The organism is Rhodococcus sp. 05-2254-6 (assembly GCF_002258565.1).
Taxonomy (GTDB): Bacteria; Actinomycetota; Actinomycetes; order Mycobacteriales; family Mycobacteriaceae; genus Rhodococcoides.
On record NZ_NOZF01000065.1, the window covers coordinates 21,611 to 38,718 of the forward strand.

Consider the following 17,108-nt stretch of genomic DNA (forward strand, 5'->3'; position numbering starts at 1 on the left):
ATTTCCCCGCGCTCGAGAGGTAGCATTCCAACTACATCGTTGGAGTTGGAGAGTAAACATGAACGTCGTCGACAGTCTTCCCGCAGAAATCCGATCGCCCGCGCCGAACTCGGTGGCTCTGGTGACGGGAGGGAACAGTGGCATCGGTCTCGAGACGGCGCGGCAGCTACTGGCTCTCGGCGTGAACGTATGGATCGGAGCGCGGGATCTCGACAAGGGGCAACGCGCAGCCGCAGAACTGGGCTCGGGCGCGCGCGTCGTGCAGCTCGATGTCACGGACCCGTCTTCGGTCGCCGCAGCCGTGCAGCAGGTCGGCGAACTGGACATACTCGTGAACAACGCCGGGGTGAACCCAGGCAACGACGACGTCGTCGGCACCACGCTCGAGCAGTTGCGTACTGCGTACGAGACCAACGTCTTCGGTCTCATCTCCGTCACTCAGGGATTTCTCCCTGCGTTGCACAGGTCCGCGCACCCACGCATCGTCAACGTGTCCAGCGGAACCGGATCCCTGACCTGGAACAGCAGCCCGAACCCACAGTTCGACTGGGAACGAGTGAAGGGCGGCGGCGTGGCCTACCGAAGCTCGAAGACAGCCGTCAACGCCGTCACGCTGCTGACCGCTCAGACCCTCGGCGAGAAGGTCAAGGTCAACGCCCTGGCACCCGGGCTGCGCCACACCAACCTCGTCGCGGGCATGTCGGCGGGCGGAGACCCGGCCGAGGCGGCTACGGGAGTGGTCCGTCTCGCCCTCCTCGCCGACGACGGCCCCACGGGAGCCCTGTGGTCGTGGGACCATACGCGCGTGCCCTGGTGACGGAGTGCGCAGCCGTGCAGTTGGAGGAACGTCACCAGCGAGCGAGTACTCGCAGTGATTCCGGCGTGCCCGAGTAGTGATTGATGTCGGTACGCCCGTCGATTCCGGGAATCGTGCCGCGGTCGGTGAACTGCCAGAACAACCAGTTAGTCCAGCCGCCAGGTAGCGGCCCCAGCTCGTCGTCGTAGTCGGCGATCCAGAGCGGATAGTTGTTGAACTCGTGGGTGTCGGCCATCGCCGTCCGCCAGAAGTTCGGGTAGGTGTAGATGATCGGCTGACGTCCGGTCAGCGTCTGGACGGTATCGAGATACCGGTGCGTCCAGTCGATCACCTCGGCCGGCGACCTACCCTTGGCATCTTCGAGGTCGAGCACCGGCGGCAGATCGCCTGGCCCATTGATGCCCAACACCAGTGCCGAGTAGTACGCGCCCTGCAGCTCGGGTGACAGCGTCACATCGGCGTAGTGGTACGCCCCGCGCGCCACGTTCGCCGTGCGCATGACGATGGAATCCTCGACGAAGTACGGGTTGACGTAATCCAGCCCCTCGGTGGCCTTGACCATCGCGAAGCCGTGGCCCGCAGCCTTGACGGCATGCCAGTCGATCGCGGTGCCGTCGATATGTTGCCACGACGAGACGTCCGGACCCTGCGGAACAGCGGACGCGATCCCGGGCGCAGCGCAGGCGATGACGCCGACCGAGAACAATCCGAACAGGGCACGCACCGTGCGAGAGAAGACCACCCGGGTGAGGTTAGGGGCCCGGACCTGGGCACTCAATGGTGAACAGTCACTAATGCGTTCTGTCCACAGACGTGATTGAGTCGTCGGTGATGAGACGTGGGTAACACTCACGCTGCCGATGGCGACATACCCAGAGTCGGCACGAACAAACAAGTCCAATGGAAACACGAACTACATCTCTTGGCTCGGAGGCGCACCCATGACTGTCGTGAACGATCTCTCGCATCTGGCTCTCACGGAGCTCGACCCGTCCGACTATGCGGTGCCGACAATCGCACCGATCCGAACCACCGGACACCTCGACCCCGTGTTCTGCATCCACCCCTTGGTGGGTCTGGTCGATTGCTACGCGGGCCTGACCGCTCACGTGGACGACGACCGCCCCATCTACGGCGTCCAGGTACCCGCGTCCGGTGAGCGCGCGGAATCCCTCGCGGCACTGGCGGCGCAGTACGCCGACGACATCGTTCGCATCCAGACCGACGGCGCCGTCCACCTCCTCGGCATGTCGTTCGGTGGAGTTCTCGCTCACGCCATCGCCGTCGAACTGCAGAATCGGGGCGTCACTGTCGGCGCACTGACGCTGCTCGACAGCGACCCTGTCCGGGCCCGCGCCGAGGGTGCCGATCTCCTCGCCGCCATGGGTGACGAGATCGATCGCAGCCATGTCGAAGAATTGCTCGCCGTCGCCTCGCACAACGACGAACTCGTTCAGCGCCACCTACCCGGCATATACTTCGGCGACATCCTGGCCGTCTCGTCCCTGGGGACCGACTCCGGTTCCGCATGGCATCCCTTCGTCTGCGGCACCGTCGCCAAGTACCTCGTGCCCGACGCCACCTCGTTCGACGTCGTCGGCCCGTTGGTCGACAGCTACCTCAGCTGATCTCGCGCTACCCCAGCCAGTCCAGTACGGCCGCGGCCGTCCAGGATTGCTGCATGCTGCCGAGCGGCTTGCCGGTGAACGGCTCGTAGTACTCGGCGAAGCTGCCGTCGCTGGCCTGGCGCAGGCCTTCGTCGCGCAACGACAGTGACCGCTCGGACCACCCACGACGCGCGAAGGCCCACGAGAACAGCCACGTCATCACCGGCCACACCGGCCCGCGCCAGTACTCACGGGCACGGAAATCCTTCGAGACGGGCGACGTGGACGGCGGAACCGCGTACCGCAGATCCGGGTGACCGCAGAATCTCGTGCCCTCGAAGATCCGAAGCAGATTGCGTTCCTGCTCGCGGGGCAGGCCGCCACACAGCAACGGCGCGAACATCGCGATGGTCTCGGTGCCGATCCACTGTCCCGTCCGCAGATCGAAGTCGCGGGCACCGCCGGAGCGCGCGTCGGTCGTCGCAATCACTCCTTTGCGAAACTTCTCCGCCCACGACCGCAGCTCCCGAACATCGGAGTGAGGACGCGAGTGGTCCTCGCCGATGGTCGCGAGTACATCGCATGCCACCGCGAAGATGGCGCTGACGAACACGTCCTCGACGGCGAAGCTCATCTTCGTCTTCAATGCGTCGTCGTCGTACCCGACCTGCTTCATCTCCTCCACCAGCCAGATGTAGCGGTCGTACTCGAGATTGCTGGGCCGCTGGGAAGCGTCGCTGATGACCGCCTTGTCCTCCCGGAAGTACGGATCCATCTCTCCGGGAACCACATTCGCGTAGGCCGAATCCCACCGTGGCGAATTGTCCATCCCCGACTCCCAGCCGTGGAAAACCGCGATTCTTCCGTTGTCGTCGACATCGCGGGCCTGGGCGAGCCAGCGGTGCCACCGCACCAGATCACCCCAGCGGCGATCGAGAAACTCCTCGGCGACGGCACGCGTCGTGCGTCCGTGGCGCTTGGAGTGGTCCAGGATGCGCTGCACCGCGATCGCGTGGACCGGCGGTTGGGTGATGCCCGAGGTCTGCGGGCTCATCGGTGCGTGCGACGCGAGCGTGCCGGTGGCCCACCGGGCCGGGCCGGGGAAGTAGCCGTCGACACCGTTGGCGAAGACGATGTGCGGAATCATGCCGTTCTTCCACTGTGCGGAGAGCAAGGTGTCCATTTCCACCACGGCCCGCTCGACGCTGAGCGGAGCCAGTCCGACGGAGACGAACGCCGCATCCCAGCTCCACATGTGCGGATACAGCCGCGGAGCCGCGCTGGTCATGGTGCCCAGGTCGTTGCCCCTGAGCAGATATGCCGCGCGCGCTGCCAGCTGCGTGGAAGTGAAACCTCGATCGCCCATGCAGACAGTTTGCGTGCACAGGCGACATTCCGCTCGTTTGAAATTGCGGACCGAACCTGTCCTCGATCGCTCCTACTGTGAACATCACCAACCACCAGGAGGAACAATGACCACCGAGAACACCGACATCGTGAAGATGCTCGACGAACAACGCGCCAATTTTCACATCACCGTTCGCGGAATCACCGAGGAGCAGGCGCGCACCCGCACCACCACGAGCGAGTTGACCCTCGGCGGGCTGCTGCATCACGTGATCAGCAACGAACGGCACTGGATGAAGGTGATCGCCGACCTGGACGAGAACGCGGAATTCGACATGGCCAGCGCCGGCGGCGAATACGTCATGGCCGAGAACGAAACCGTCGCGGGGTTGATCGCCGAATGGGACGAGGTGGCGGCCTCCACCTCGGCTGCGCTCGAGACGTTGGACCTCGACCTGTCGGTCCCGGTGCCGACGGCACCCTGGGCACCCGAACGCGTCTGGCAGAGCGCACGATTCACGGTGCTGCACATTCTGCGCGAGATCTCCCAGCATGCGGGACACGCGGACATCATTCGTGAAGAACTCGACGGAGCGAACACCACCCGGACCTGGGCAGCCGAAGCCGGTATGAGCTTTTGAGTAACCTGCTTTCATGACTCGTACTGCGTTGGTGACCGGAGCAAGCCGTGGCCTCGGGGCCCATATCGCCCGACTTCTCGCGCCGGATCACCACGTATTGCTCGGCGGACGATCGACCGAATCTCTCGAACCGATCGCGTCGGAACTGGCAGGAGCTACCCCGTGGCCGGTGGAACTGACCGATCCCGACGCGGTTGCGGCGGCCGCGTCGGGCATCGATTCTCTGGATGTGTTGGTGCACAACGCCGGAGTCGCGGCGCTGGGGACGGTCGAGGAGTCGACGGCCGATGATTGGCGTCGGCAGTACGAGGTGAACGTCATCGCCGTCGTCGAGCTGACTCGATTGCTCCTTCCGGCGCTGCGAAAGGCGAACGGCCATGTGGTGCTGATCAATTCGGGTGCGGGTATTCGCGCGAACCCCGGGTGGGGCGGCTACGCGGCGAGCAAGTTCGCGCTCCGGGCCTTCGGAGATGCACTACGGCAGGAAGAACCGTCGCTACGCGTGACCTCGCTGCATCCCGGACGCATCGACACCGAAATGCAGCAGGAGATCGTCGCGCACGAGGGTGGGGAGTACGACGGCTCGAAGTTCCTGCAGCCCAGTACCGTTGCCCGTGCGGTACGCAATGCCATCGATACGCCTGCCGACGCACATCCCACAGAAGTGGTGCTGCGCACCAGGTGAGCGAAAGTCCCCTCGGTCGTTGGGCAGGCTCCACTCCGGCCTCGTAGTGGGGGTCGAGTTTCCGCTCACAACAGAGGGTTCGGCGTGAGTCTGGTAGTTCGTTGGCCAGACGACTTGCGTGGGCCCCTCGGCTACGCACGTTGCCTGCAATCAACCCCGCCGACCTTCGTCGCTCAGAGGTCGTCGAGTTTCACTATGCCGTCTTGCAGGGCCCTGGCGACGAGTGCCGCCTTGGTCGGCGCTGCCCGACCGACGCGGGAGTATTTGTCTCGAATTCGTGTCAGGTGGGTGTTGACGGTTCCCAAGGCGATGTGGAGGCGCGCACCGACTTCGACCTTGGAGTCGCAGTCCAACCAGACTTTCAGGACTGCAACTTCACGCTCGGTCAGTCCGGGTGACGCGTACGTCGGCGCTGGTCGTCGGCCCTGGACTCGCCCCGATGCAAGAGTGGAACGGGTGACGGGCGGCCTCGGGCCGAGGGGGTTGCGCACTGTCCCGGGCACTGCGACGCGCGTCTGGACTTGGGGTCGACGATCGATCAACACCATCGGGTCCTCCTCGAGATACCGGCCTTGAGGCCGATGAGTATCGGACCACGGACCGCGAACCCCCTGCAACACAAACCAATTCGAGAACAACATCGATTCGAGTGTTACGACTACATAGACATGTAGTCAGAACTAAACACTGCGAGCTCGGTCACTGGGTTGCTATGGTTCGTGATCCATTCAGGTGCTGTGAAGTCCAGTGAAGGCGGTTGACGTTGAACCCTAGGCCCGTCCCGCGTGAACAATTTCTCCACGCCGGATACCGGCTCCTGAACGACGTGGACATGACCCACCTCGCCCGCTCGCTGTCCATCTCGGCGGTGGTCGACGGTGCCGGGCTGTCGCATCAAACGTTCCACAACACCTACCCAGGCAACTCTCGCAGTGGAGGTTCCGGCGGCAAAGAAGCGTTCGTGGCGGATCTTCTCGACAACCTCACCGTGAATTACATCGGCACGACGCCCATCGACCCGCCTGCCGGGCTGCGAGACGCGGCCGCGCCGGTGTCCGCCCTGTTCGAGGACCTGACCTCCGGCCTGATGCGTCGGCGCCTGGTCGCCACCCTGCTCGCCAGCGACCACGACGGGGCGCGCAAAGCCGTCACCCCCGAATTCGAGCGACTCGATGCCGACCTGCGCACCATGGTGGGTCGGGCCATCCAAGCTCAGGGCGGGTCCGTGCGTCGGCCACTGACGTTGACGTCCCTGTCCACTGCCCTGGGCGCACTTCTCGACGGCTACGCTCTTCGCGAGATGCTCACGCCCGGTTCCGTTGCCACGAGCGAGGTAGCCGAGGCAGTCACCTCGATCCTGCGTTGGGCCGTCGACCCAGTGCATTCCGATCGGAACTCGACCGAACCCGACCCCGTCGACGTGCTCGACGGCGCAGCCTCCCTCCGCCCCGACCTGGAGGCCGACGTCATCGCGGCCACGGAAGCGCTCTTCCTCGACAACGGATACTTCCTGGTGACGCTCGCCGACATCGCCGCAGCAGCAAAGATTCGAGTCGAGGATCTCCGACGCCTGTTTCCCAGCAAGGTAGACATCATCGTCGCCGCACTGAAACCCGAGTTCGATCGCGTCCTACGACTGCGCCGAGCCGACGAACGCCTCGGCATCGAGCCCGCAATCGCTCTGCAGCGCACGTTGATTGCGGTGGGCGAGTTCGTGATCGACAACCGCGCGATGAGCACAGGGATGCTCCTCGCGCTCAGCTTCGAGCAGTTCCAACAGCCGAGCACGATCACGACCGTGATGGAGAACCTGTACCTACCTGCCGCCGTCGTCCCGATCCTCGAACGCGGTCGCGAAACCGGCGTGTTCAGCGACGAGGCACCGACGATCGAGGCGGCAGTCATGCTGACCAACAACGTGCTGTTCCGATGCTTGACGCGGCCGACCGAAACGGCAATCGACGTTGCCGACGGCGTTCTCCGACTACTCATGCCCGGCATCTCGACCAGGACGCCCTGACGTCACCGGCCCCAGGGTTCGTCGCAGGTCTGGTCCATCGGCTGCGAAAGTCCTACGGTTGTTTCATGGCACTGTCGAAGGCAGAACGCGAAGAATTTCTGGCCGAACCCCACATCGCCGCGCTGGCCGTCGCTGCAGGACCTGATCGAGGTCCACTGACCGTTCCCATCTGGTACGACTACACACCTGGTGGCCAGGCCTGGGTCCTCGCCGGAAAGACGTCCAGGAAGGCCGAATCGATCAGAGCTGCAGGTCGATTCACGCTCATGGTCGAACAGTCGGACCCGAGGATCAGGTACGTCTCGGTCGACGGATCCGTTGCGCGGGAAGAGCCGAGTACACCGGAGTTACTGCGCACCATGGCAGCGCGCTATCTGCCGCCGGAGAAGGTCGACGGCTACCTCGAGATGGCCGACAGTGAGCACGAAGAGAACGTGGTGTTCTACCTGCAGCCGGAGCATTGGCTGTCGGCCGATCTGGGCGCGATCTGACAGAACCACCCGGGTTCGTACTACGGCGTCGGTGCCAGGCTGTTTCCAGGCGCGATGGTTCCGCAGTTGCTCCGCGTCGGCACACCGGAGAACCGCTCGGTCAGGAATTGCAGACTCTGAGCCTCGAAAGCCGGGAAGGCTTCGCTGTGCGACAAGCCGTCGTACTGCGCGTACTGCACATCGACGCCCCGGCCGCAGTATTCGTACGCCAGTCCCTGTACGTCCGCGGTGATCATGACGGAATCGCCGATCGGATCGGCTTGCCCGACAGCCAGGAACATCGGTGTCCGCGGAGTGCCCTGGCTGCCCATGATGTTGTCGTCGATCGCCGCCACCACCTCGGGTACCTCGAGCATGGAGGTGTACGGAGCCTTGACCATCGACGCGTCGGTGAGCGTCGGGTAGTCGTCGGCGAACTGGGCGATGCACTCCTGATCGACCTGATCGATCACCTGGCGACCGTAGTCGGAGATGAAATCGTCCAGGTCGAGACCGTAGGCGCGTTGGTAGGCGACGATCAGAGCCGGAATGACGCCCGCCCACTCCTTGCTTCCGCTGACGTACGGCAGGTTGTGAGCCAGGTCGACGGGCAGCCCGCCGGCCGCCGCTCCGACGAGGTTCAGCTCGGGTGCGTACTCGGGGGCAATCTCGGCACCCCACTGCGTCGGGACGGAGCCTCCGGAGTATCCGACCATGCCGACGGGGGTGTTCGACGGAAGCTGCAGAAAGGACTGTGCCGCGCGAACGCCGTCCAGAGCTGCGTACCCCGACTGCCGTCCGATCGTCCACTCGAGTTCCTCGCCCTCGTAATCCGGCACGACGACGGTGTAACCGGCAGCGAGATAACCGGCAATGACCACCTGTTCCGCACCGGCAATAGGACTCGTGGACCCGCCGCTGAGGGTGTACGAGGGATTGCACTGGGACCCGAGGGCGTCGTATGCCATGTGGTACGACACGATTCGCGTCGGTCCGGGGATCAAAGGGCGCAGCACCGTGGCGACCGTGACGACGGATTCGCCCTGCTGGTCGGTAGTCCTGTACAGAACCTGGCTACCGGTGACCGGCGTCGGCTGGTTCGGCGTTCGGAACGTCATGGGCCTCGACCGAAGCACCGTTCCCGGGGAGACGTCCAGCCCGCCGTCCCAATCGTAGAACGGATCGTCGGCCGGAATCGGTGAGCCGGGCCCCGGATCTGCTTGTGCAACAGGGACACTCACGAGTGTGACGGATCCCAGAACCAGGACGACGGAGGCCACCAGCCTCACCACGAATCCTTTACCGACCTGTGACATGGAACAAATTAAAGCCCCGAGCTCGAAGTTATGGACGGAAATCGCCAGATTTTCATCCACAACTTCGAGTTCGGCGGGGGCTACTTCAGGACGATGTTCACCATTCGACCCGGGATCACGATGATCTTGGTCGGGGCCTTGCCGTCGAGCAGGGCGACGATCTTCTCGTCGGCCAGTGCAGTCTTCTCGACGTCGTCCTTGGTCGCATCGGCGGGGACGGTGATGCGGCTGCGTACCTTGCCGTTGACCTGAATGGGGTAGTCGACGGTATCGGCGACGAGCCACTTCTTCTCCACGCGCGGGAAGGGACCGTGTGCCAGCGACTTCTCGTGGCCGAGCTTGCTCCACAGTTCCTCGGACAGGTGCGGAGCCAGCGGAGCGAGCATCAGGATCAGCGGCTCGACGACCCCACGCGGAGCACCGTCGGGGTACGCCTTGGTGATGTGGTTGGTCAGCTCGATGAGCTTGGCACCGGCCGTATTGTCGCGCAGCGCAGCGTAATCCGCGTGCACACCATCGATCACACGGTTGAGCACGCGCAGTGTGTCCTCGGTGGGCTTGTCGTCGGTGACGCGGACCTCGCCGGTCACCTCGTCGAGTACCAGTCGCCACACCCGCTGCAGGAACCGCTGCGCGCCGACGACGTCCTTGGTCGCCCACGGCCGCGACGTGTCCAGCGGGCCCATCGACATCTCGTAGAAGCGCAGGGTGTCGGCACCGTACTCGGCGAAGATCTCGTCGGGGGAGACCGAGTTCTTCAGGGACTTGCCCATTTTGCCGTACTCACGGTTGACGGGCTGGTCCTGATGGAAGTAGCCGCCGTCGCGCTCGATCACCTCGGCCGCGGGTACGTAGACGCCGCGGGCATCGGTGTAGGCGTAGGCCTGGATGTAGCCCTGGTTGTAGAGGCGACGGTACGGCTCGCTCGAGCTGACATGGCCGAGATCGAACAACACCTTGTGCCAGAAGCGCGAGTACAGCAGGTGCAGCACCGCATGCTCGACGCCACCGACGTAGAGATCGACTCCGCCGGGATCGTTGGGTCCGTGGATCTCCGGACGCGGTCCGACCCAGTACTTTTCGTTCTCCGGGTCCGCGAAGGCCTCGGAGTTGGTGGGGTCGATGTAGCGCAGCTGGTACCAGGAACTACCGGCCCACTGCGGCATGACGTTGGTGTCGCGGGTGTAGGTCTGCAGCCCGTCGCCCAGATCGAGTTCGATCTCGACCCAGTCCGACGCCTTGGCCAGCGGCGGGGACGGCTCGGAGCCGGCGTCGTCCGGATCGAACGAGACCGGTGCGTAGTTCTCGACCTCCGGAAGTTCGACCGGCAGAGCAGAATCCGGCAATCCGTGCGGGTTGCCCTCGGAGTCCCAGACGATCGGGAACGGCTCGCCCCAGTAGCGCTGGCGAGCGAACAGCCAGTCGCGCAGCTTGTACTGAATGGTGCCGCGGCCGGTGCCGTCGGCTTCCAACCGCGCGATGACGGCGGCCTTGGCCTCGTCCACCGGCAGACCGTCGAGGAAGTCGGAGTTCACCACGGCACCGTCGCCGACGTACGCGGCCTCGGTGACGTCTCCGCCCGAAATGACCTCGCGCACCGGTAGACCGAATGCCGTGGCGAACTCCCAGTCGCGGGCATCGTGTCCGGGTACGGCCATGATCGCGCCGGTGCCGTAGCCCGTCAGCACGTAGTCCGCGATGAACACCGGGACCTGCTCACCGTTGACCGGGTTGCTCACGTAGGCGCCGATGAAGACGCCGGTCTTCTCCTTGTTCTCCTGCCGCTCCAGATCCGACTTGGCGGCGATCGACGCGCGGTATGCCGCAACGGCTTCCGCGGGGGTGGCGGCTCCGCCGGTCCACTTGTCGGACACGTCGGAAGGCCACTCGGGAGCAACCAACCCGTCGACCAGTTCGTGCTCGGGGGCGAGCACCACGTAGGTGGCACCGAACAGCGTGTCCGGACGGGTGGTGAACACCTCGATGTTCGAGAACGAGACCTGTGCACCGCGGGATCGCCCGATCCAGTTGCGCTGCATGGTCTTGACCTTCTCGGGCCAATCCAGGTACTCGAGGTCGTCGACCAGGCGGTCGGAGTAGGCGGTGATTCGCATCATCCACTGCCGCAGGTTCTTTCGGAACACCGGGAAGTTGCCGCGATCGCTGCGTCCGTCGGCAGTGACCTCCTCGTTGGCGAGCACCGTACCCAGACCGGGGCACCAGTTGACCATCGAGTTGGACTCGTACACCAGACGGAACCCGTCGATCACCTCACGGCGCTCACCGACGGTCAGCGACTCCCAGGACCGGCCGTCGTCCAAAGACCGCTCACCCGAGGCGAACGCCGCCTCCAGTTCCGAGATGGGCCTGGCCTTACCGAGGTCCGCGTCGAACCACGAGTTGAAGATCTGCAGGAAGATCCACTGTGTCCAGTGGTAGAAGTCGACGTCCGTCGTCGCCAAGGACCGTCGGCGATCGTGCCCGAGACCCAGCCGACGCAACTGGCGTCGCATGTTGGTGATGTTGTTCTCGGTGGTGCTGCGCGGGTGCGTGCCCGTCTGCACGGCGTACTGCTCGGCCGGCAGACCGAACGCGTCGTAGCCCAGCGCATGCAGCACGTTGCGGCCCTGCATGCGGTGATACCGCGCGAACACGTCGGTGGCGATGTAGCCGAGGGGGTGGCCGACGTGCAGGCCACTGCCCGACGGATACGGGAACATGTCCTGAACGAACAGCTTGTCCTTCGGGACGTCTCCGGCGAGGGTTCCGACCGGGTTGGGAGCGTCGAAAGTGCCCTGTGTCTCCCACAGGTCCTGCCACTGCTCCTCGATGTGCCCGGCGAGTTCGGCTGTGTAGCGGTACTCGGGGGCGGACTCGGTGGGTGCTTCAACGGAATCGGTCACACCTACCAGCCTAAAGTGTGATGCGGCCCGCCTGGTACCAGGACCTCGCTGCGCCGTATCCTGGCCAGGTGGTCATCGTCTCGGTTGTGTTGTTCGTGCTCGCGCTCGTCGTCGGCGCTGTCGCTGCCATGTCGCTGCTGGGTCGGCTCCCACGCAACCGCTTCGCCGGTGTCCGCACCGCCGAGGCCATGCGTGACGACGAGACGTTCACCCTCGCCAATCGCGTCGCCGGTCCCACGACAGCCGCATCGGCGCTGGTACTGGCCATCGGCGCAGTGGCCGCCCTCGCACTGAACGGCATCGCCGCCGTCGTCGGCGTCGTCGTTGCCCTCGTGGCCGCGCTGTTCATCGCCGCAGCCGGCGGATCCATCGGGGCCCGCGCAGCAGCGGCCGTTCCGCCACCCGCCGAGGCGGACGGATGCGGAAGCTCGTGCATCTCGTGCAGCCTCAAGGACGCCTGCCAGCCGAGCTGAGCGGATGAAGGCGAAGGCACTACGCACGTTCGACCCGGCCGGGGTCGTGTTCGGCGTTGCCGTCCCCCTTGTCGTCGCCGCACTCGGACTCGTCCTGGCCTACCTGTGGCAAGGCCGTCTACCCGAACAGGTCGCCACTCACTTCAGCGGCACCGAACCGGACGACTTCTCCAATCCACTCTCCAACGCCTGGACCCTCGCGATCGTGATCGCTCTGGTCGGCGGTGGGTGCAGTGCCGTCGCGTCGTTGACTCGGGTGCTGCTGATCATGCGTCGAACCATGCTGATCATCGGGCTGACCGTCGTCGGAACGATCGGTGTTCTGCAGATCGCGACCCTCGTCCGAGAACTGGACATGGCGTCCGAACGGAGCGTGACCATCCCCGGCTGGGCTATCGCGGTGGGAACCGTCGTCGGATTCGCGGCCGGGTTGTTCGGTGCCTCCAGGCTGCGTGACTACCGCGAACGCGTCGACGCCACATCACCGCCGCACGCAGATCTTCCGCGCTGCAGCCCGGAGTTGCCGCTGGTGGTCCGCGTCGGAGCCAGCCGGGTCGCCGGCATCACCGTCGTGGCAGTCTCCCTGGCCGGAGCCGCTCTGACGTGCTGGCTGTCCGGCTCACTGTGGCCGATCTTCCTGTTCGCCCCACTGACGATTCTGATTCTGTCCCTGCTGCGCTTCACCGTGCACATCGACAGCGACGGCCTCTTCGTCTCGAGCCTGGGCATGGCGGCATTCGACTACGACATCGACGAGATCACCGGTGCCTCGGTTCGGGCGGTCGATCCCTCGAAGGAGTTCGGGGGCTGGGGACTTCGGGCCAAGGGACGCGGGAACTACGCCGTCGCCACCGACGCCGGTCCCGCGGCCTTCGTCACCTTCGCCAACGGGGATCGGCTCACCATCGGATCCGTGCACGCCGAGAAGATCGCGGGAACGCTCAACACCCTGACCGCCCGCACTCGCAACGCTACGGTGGATTAAGTTAGCCAAGTGAAGTTGTTGCGGGATACCGTGCTGGATCCCTTCCTGTTGGGCATCTTCGCGGTCGCAGCGCTGGCAAGCCTGTTCCCGGCCACCGGCACAGCGGAGGACGTCCTGGGCTGGGTGACGCGCATCGCCATTGCCCTGCTGTTCCTCATCTACGGCGCTCGACTCTCGCCGCGCGACGCCTGGAACGGCGTCAAGCACTGGCGGCTGCACTCGGTGATCCTGGCGTGCACGTACCTGCTGTTCCCGGCACTCGGGCTGGCCTTGCGGATACTCGTCCCCGGCGTGATCAGCGACGACCTCTACACCGGAATGCTGTTCCTGTGCCTGGTCCCGTCGACCGTGCAGTCCTCGATCGCCTTCACCTCCATCGCCCGCGGCAACGTCGCCGGAGCTGTGGTGAGCGCCTCGTTCTCCAACATCATCGGAGTGTTCGTCACCCCACTGCTCGTGATCGCCCTGATGACCACGACCGGTTCCGTGACCATCGACCCCAGCTCGGTACTCGACATCGCCCTGCAACTGCTGCTTCCCTTCGCCGTCGGGCAGCTGATCCGGCCCTGGGTGACGGGCTGGCTCACCCGGCACAGCGCGCCGACGAAGCTCGTCGACCGTGGTTCGATCCTGCTGGTCGTGTTCGCCGCGTTCAGCGAATCCATGAACCAGAACGTGTGGTCCTCGGTGCCGGTGTGGCGCATCGGCATCGTCGTCGCAGTGTGCGCTGCGTTGCTCGCCGTGGTGCTGGCGATCACCTGGTACGGAGGCAAGTGGCTGGGCTTCGCTTTCGAGGATCGGGTGGTGCTGCTGTTCTGCGGATCCAAGAAGAGCCTGGCCAGCGGGCTGCCGATGGCCGCAGTGCTGTTCGTCGGCCAACCCGTCGGACTGATCGTGCTGCCGCTGTTGATCTTCCATCAGATTCAGCTGATGGTGTGCACCGTGATCGCCCAGCATCTCGCGCGACGACCGCAATCGGAACAGAGCCCGGTGGGCAGCGTCGCGGACTAGATTGGGTGTCACTCGAGCCGATCACGGGAGAAGACGATGACCAGGAAAATCCATGCCGACGGTATCGTCTCTGCGGCCTACACCGGCCGCCTCGCCACCAATCCCGGACCCGCACTGAGACTTCCCGAGGAACAGCTCGATCCCGACGCCGCCTACCGCTTCATCCACGACGAACTGATGCTCGACGGCAGCTCGCGCCTGAATCTGGCGACGTTCGTCACCACGTGGATGGATCCGCAGGCCGAGAAGCTCATGGCCGAGACGTTCGACAAGAACATGATCGACAAGGACGAGTACCCGTCCACCGCCGCCATCGAGGAACGCTGCGTCAACATCGTGGCCGACCTGTTCCACGCCCCCGGACTCGACCGGGAGGACCCGTCGTCGGCCACCGGGGTCTCGACCATCGGCTCCAGTGAGGCCGTCATGTTGGCCGGCTTGGCACTCAAGTGGCGCTGGCGAGCGAGGGGAGCTGGTACCGGCACTCCGAACCTGGTGCTCGGCAGCAATGTTCAGGTGGTGTGGGAGAAGTTCTGCCGCTACTTCGACGTGGAGCCCAAGTACCTGCCCGTCGAGCGCGGACGCTACGTCATCACCCCGGAACAGGTTCGAGATGCAGTGGACGAGAACACCATCGGTGTGGTCGCGATCCTCGGCACCACGTTCACCGGAGAACTCGAACCGGTGCAGGAGATCTGCGCTGCACTGGATGAGATCGCGGGTAGCGGCGGGCCCGACGTACCGGTCCATGTCGATGCAGCCAGTGGCGGATTCGTCGTACCGTTCCTGTACCCGGAGCTTGTGTGGGACTTCCGGTTGCCTCGGGTCAAGTCCATCAACGCCAGCGGCCACAAGTACGGACTGACCTATCCAGGAATTGGATTCGCCGTCTGGCGAACCAAGGAAGACCTGCCCGAGGACCTCGTGTTCCGCGTCAATTACCTCGGCGGCGACATGCCCACCTTCACGCTGAACTTCTCCCGGCCGGGCAACCAGGTGATCGGGCAGTACTACAACTTCCTACGCCTCGGCAGATCCGGCTACACAGACATCATGAAAGCGCTGCGCGACACCGCAGTTCGCGTCAGCCGACACCTCGCGAAACACCCCGACATCGAAGTGATCACCGACGGCTCGGCCATCCCGGTCCTGTCGTTCATGCTGAAGGATCACTGCGAGTTCACCGTCTTCGACGTCTCCCACGAACTACGCGCCCGCGGCTGGCAGGTGCCGGCATACACGATGCCCGACAACGCAACCGACGTCGCCGTGCTCAGAATCGTAGTGCGAGAGGGCTTCAGCGCGGACCTGGGCCGAATGCTGTGCATCGCCATCGACGAGGTGCTCGCCGGCTTGAAGTCAGGTGGACACTCGAGCGCGCAGGCCTTCGCTCACTGAGCGCTGCGCGCATGTGAGCGGAATATCGACCCCTGCTACGAGGTTTCGCTCACGTGCGGCGCAGCCGCTCTCAGTTGCGGTCGACGTCGATCGGATGAGATGCCAGCAGCGCCAACGGCATCGGCTGCCTACGAAGTACGTGTGCCCACAGGTCGATCCGCGGCGGACCGATCACGTCGGATGCCAGGGCCGACAACACGATCCAGTCGTCACGGTCGAGTTCGCCTTCGAGTTGCCCGAAGGTCCAGCCCGAGTATCCGGCGAAGATGCGCACGCCCTCGACGAGTGGGGCGATATCGGCAGGATCGGAATCGAGATCGACCATCACCACTCGTCCGTCGACGCGGCGCAGACCGGGAACACCGTCGATCGACACACCTGTCCGCAGCGTCGCCAGGCACAGGGCGGAGTCCCGCTTGACGGGGCCACCGACGTACAGCGCCTGCGGTTTGGCTGCCAGCTCGGACCAGTTGGGCAGCACGTTCTGCACTGCGGTCTCGCTGGGACGATTGATCACGACACCGAGGCTGCCCGCATCGTTGTGTTCGATGATGTAGATGACGGTGCGCCGAAACGTGGGCTCGACGAGTTCGATGGACGACACCAGCAGACTGCCGGGACGGACATCTCGCAAGGCCGATGCCGTCTGGTCCTCGGGTTCCTCCGCATGCGCTGCCACGCTAGTCATTGTGGCACCGCCCACCGCCGGATGTGGCGCAAGCGATACGGCCAGTCCTCATGGGTCGAGTCCGGCGATCTTCGCCAGGAGTCCCAATTGGTATTCGAACAACGCGTCCCTGCTGGAGAACGTCGTGGCCCCGTACTGATCGAACACATCGAAGCTGATGGCCCCGAACAGCGACGCCCACACCATGACGCCCAGTGCAATCAGCCCGTCGGGCAGATCCATCTCCATCTGCGCACGGATGTCTTCGAAGCTGCCGTGCAGTGACGCCAGCTCGGGCGGGTCGGTCTCGACGTCCGGTCGACGTGTCTGCCACGCCGAGTGCAGGACGGCCACCAGGGTGGTGATCACCCTGGTGCCCGGCCCGGTGGTCTGTTCCGCAGGGGCGTGATATCCGGGCACCGGGCTGCCGAACAGCAACGCGTAGCGCGCCGGCTCCCGCAGTCCCCACTGCCGCACCGTCCGGCCGAGAGCCAAGAACTTCTCCTTGGGTCCGTCGGCCGCGTCCACCGCTGCGTCGACGGTGCCGCGGCCCTGTCGTTACGCGCTGTCGCGCGGGACCTCGGTGTCGTCTCCTCGGCCGTCTACCGATACGTCGCCAGCCGCGACGAGCTGCTGACGCTGCTCGTCGTCGACGGATACACCGAGCTCGGAGACACCGTCGACGCAGCGGTGGACGCGGCCGACGGACCCAAGGAGAAGTTCTTGGCTCTCGGCCGCAGTGGTCAGGGGGTACTGCGGCATCCGTCG

The 17,108-nt window shown here is 64.9% G+C and carries 17 protein-coding genes and 1 pseudogene; 11 read left to right on the plus strand and 7 right to left on the minus strand.

Annotated features, from left to right (window positions below):
- Positions 1 to 58 precede the first annotated feature (58 nt).
- Entirely contained in the window at positions 59 to 817 is a 759-nt protein-coding gene (locus CH256_RS08440) for an SDR family NAD(P)-dependent oxidoreductase (RefSeq protein ID WP_094669285.1), read from the plus strand.
- A 31-nt stretch (positions 818 to 848) separates the two neighbouring features.
- Here CH256_RS08440 and CH256_RS08445 read toward each other — a convergent pair whose 3' ends face one another.
- Positions 849 to 1,559 carry a glycoside hydrolase family 25 protein gene (locus tag CH256_RS08445; RefSeq protein ID WP_094669286.1) on the minus strand — a complete coding sequence of 237 codons (711 nt, stop codon included), beginning with the start codon at positions 1,557 to 1,559 and terminating at the stop codon, positions 849 to 851.
- A 199-nt stretch (positions 1,560 to 1,758) separates the two neighbouring features.
- Here CH256_RS08445 and CH256_RS08450 point away from each other — a divergent pair, with 199 nt between their 5' ends.
- The gene (locus CH256_RS08450; protein ID WP_068047600.1) at positions 1,759 to 2,445 is read left to right on the plus strand and encodes a thioesterase domain-containing protein; all 687 of its coding nucleotides are present in this window, start codon (positions 1,759 to 1,761) and stop codon (positions 2,443 to 2,445) included.
- A gap of 7 nt (positions 2,446 to 2,452) precedes the next feature.
- Here the strand turns inward: CH256_RS08450 and ggh are convergent, their stop codons facing one another.
- Positions 2,453 to 3,790 carry a glucosylglycerate hydrolase gene (ggh, locus tag CH256_RS08455; RefSeq protein WP_094638385.1) on the minus strand — a complete coding sequence of 446 codons (1,338 nt, stop codon included), beginning with the start codon at positions 3,788 to 3,790 and terminating at the stop codon, positions 2,453 to 2,455.
- A gap of 106 nt (positions 3,791 to 3,896) precedes the next feature.
- Here ggh and CH256_RS08460 point away from each other — a divergent pair, with 106 nt between their 5' ends.
- Positions 3,897 to 4,412, plus strand: coding sequence for a DinB family protein (locus CH256_RS08460; RefSeq protein WP_094669288.1), 516 nt, complete (start codon positions 3,897 to 3,899; stop codon positions 4,410 to 4,412).
- A gap of 13 nt (positions 4,413 to 4,425) precedes the next feature.
- Entirely contained in the window at positions 4,426 to 5,097 is a 672-nt protein-coding gene (locus CH256_RS08465) for an SDR family oxidoreductase (protein WP_094669290.1), read from the plus strand.
- A gap of 173 nt (positions 5,098 to 5,270) precedes the next feature.
- Here the strand turns inward: CH256_RS08465 and CH256_RS08470 are convergent, their stop codons facing one another.
- Positions 5,271 to 5,645 (minus strand): LuxR C-terminal-related transcriptional regulator, encoded by a 375-nt coding sequence (locus tag CH256_RS08470; RefSeq protein WP_094638547.1) that lies wholly within the window; start codon positions 5,643 to 5,645, stop codon positions 5,271 to 5,273.
- 284 nt (positions 5,646 to 5,929) lie between these two features.
- Between CH256_RS08470 and CH256_RS08475 the strand changes: the two genes are divergently transcribed.
- Both CH256_RS08475 and CH256_RS08480 read left to right on the plus strand, forming a co-directional pair.
- On the plus strand, positions 5,930 to 7,117 hold the full coding sequence (locus CH256_RS08475) for a TetR/AcrR family transcriptional regulator (protein ID WP_143536537.1): 1,188 nt from the start codon (positions 5,930 to 5,932) through the stop codon (positions 7,115 to 7,117).
- A 65-nt stretch (positions 7,118 to 7,182) separates the two neighbouring features.
- On the plus strand, positions 7,183 to 7,608 hold the full coding sequence (locus tag CH256_RS08480; protein ID WP_094669293.1) for a pyridoxamine 5'-phosphate oxidase family protein: 426 nt from the start codon (positions 7,183 to 7,185) through the stop codon (positions 7,606 to 7,608).
- A gap of 20 nt (positions 7,609 to 7,628) precedes the next feature.
- On the opposite strand, the gene CH256_RS08485 is transcribed toward CH256_RS08480, so the two are convergent.
- Both CH256_RS08485 and leuS read right to left on the minus strand, forming a co-directional pair.
- A complete protein-coding gene (locus CH256_RS08485; protein ID WP_094669295.1) occupies positions 7,629 to 8,903 on the minus strand; it encodes a lipase family protein in 1,275 nt (424 codons plus the stop codon).
- A gap of 80 nt (positions 8,904 to 8,983) precedes the next feature.
- Entirely contained in the window at positions 8,984 to 11,806 is a 2,823-nt protein-coding gene (leuS, locus tag CH256_RS08490; RefSeq protein ID WP_094669296.1) for a leucine--tRNA ligase, read from the minus strand.
- Between the two features lie 68 nt (positions 11,807 to 11,874).
- On the opposite strand from leuS, the gene CH256_RS08495 reads away from it, so the two are divergent.
- The 4 genes from CH256_RS08495 to CH256_RS08510 are packed head-to-tail and all read left to right on the plus strand — an operon-like array spanning position 11,875 to position 15,673.
- On the plus strand, positions 11,875 to 12,279 hold the full coding sequence (locus tag CH256_RS08495; protein WP_068047655.1) for an SdpI family protein: 405 nt from the start codon (positions 11,875 to 11,877) through the stop codon (positions 12,277 to 12,279).
- A gap of 4 nt (positions 12,280 to 12,283) precedes the next feature.
- Entirely contained in the window at positions 12,284 to 13,264 is a 981-nt protein-coding gene (locus CH256_RS08500) for a DUF1648 domain-containing protein (protein ID WP_094669298.1), read from the plus strand.
- 9 nt (positions 13,265 to 13,273) lie between these two features.
- Entirely contained in the window at positions 13,274 to 14,275 is a 1,002-nt protein-coding gene (locus tag CH256_RS08505; RefSeq protein ID WP_094669300.1) for a bile acid:sodium symporter family protein, read from the plus strand.
- A 36-nt stretch (positions 14,276 to 14,311) separates the two neighbouring features.
- Positions 14,312 to 15,673: a glutamate decarboxylase gene (locus tag CH256_RS08510; protein WP_094669302.1), complete on the plus strand. Its 1,362-nt coding sequence runs from the start codon at positions 14,312 to 14,314 to the stop codon at positions 15,671 to 15,673.
- A gap of 70 nt (positions 15,674 to 15,743) precedes the next feature.
- Here the strand turns inward: CH256_RS08510 and CH256_RS08515 are convergent, their stop codons facing one another.
- Both CH256_RS08515 and CH256_RS08520 read right to left on the minus strand, forming a co-directional pair.
- Positions 15,744 to 16,361 (minus strand): YqgE/AlgH family protein, encoded by a 618-nt coding sequence (locus CH256_RS08515; RefSeq protein WP_068047637.1) that lies wholly within the window; start codon positions 16,359 to 16,361, stop codon positions 15,744 to 15,746.
- Between the two features lie 48 nt (positions 16,362 to 16,409).
- On the minus strand, positions 16,410 to 16,868 hold the full coding sequence (locus tag CH256_RS08520; RefSeq protein ID WP_256989401.1) for a TetR-like C-terminal domain-containing protein: 459 nt from the start codon (positions 16,866 to 16,868) through the stop codon (positions 16,410 to 16,412).
- Between CH256_RS08520 and CH256_RS28525 the strand changes: the two are divergent.
- Positions 16,809 to 17,108, plus strand: a pseudogene (locus CH256_RS28525) (TetR/AcrR family transcriptional regulator); the annotation flags it as partial. The gene CH256_RS08520 and the pseudogene CH256_RS28525 sit on opposite strands and share 60 nt — an antisense overlap.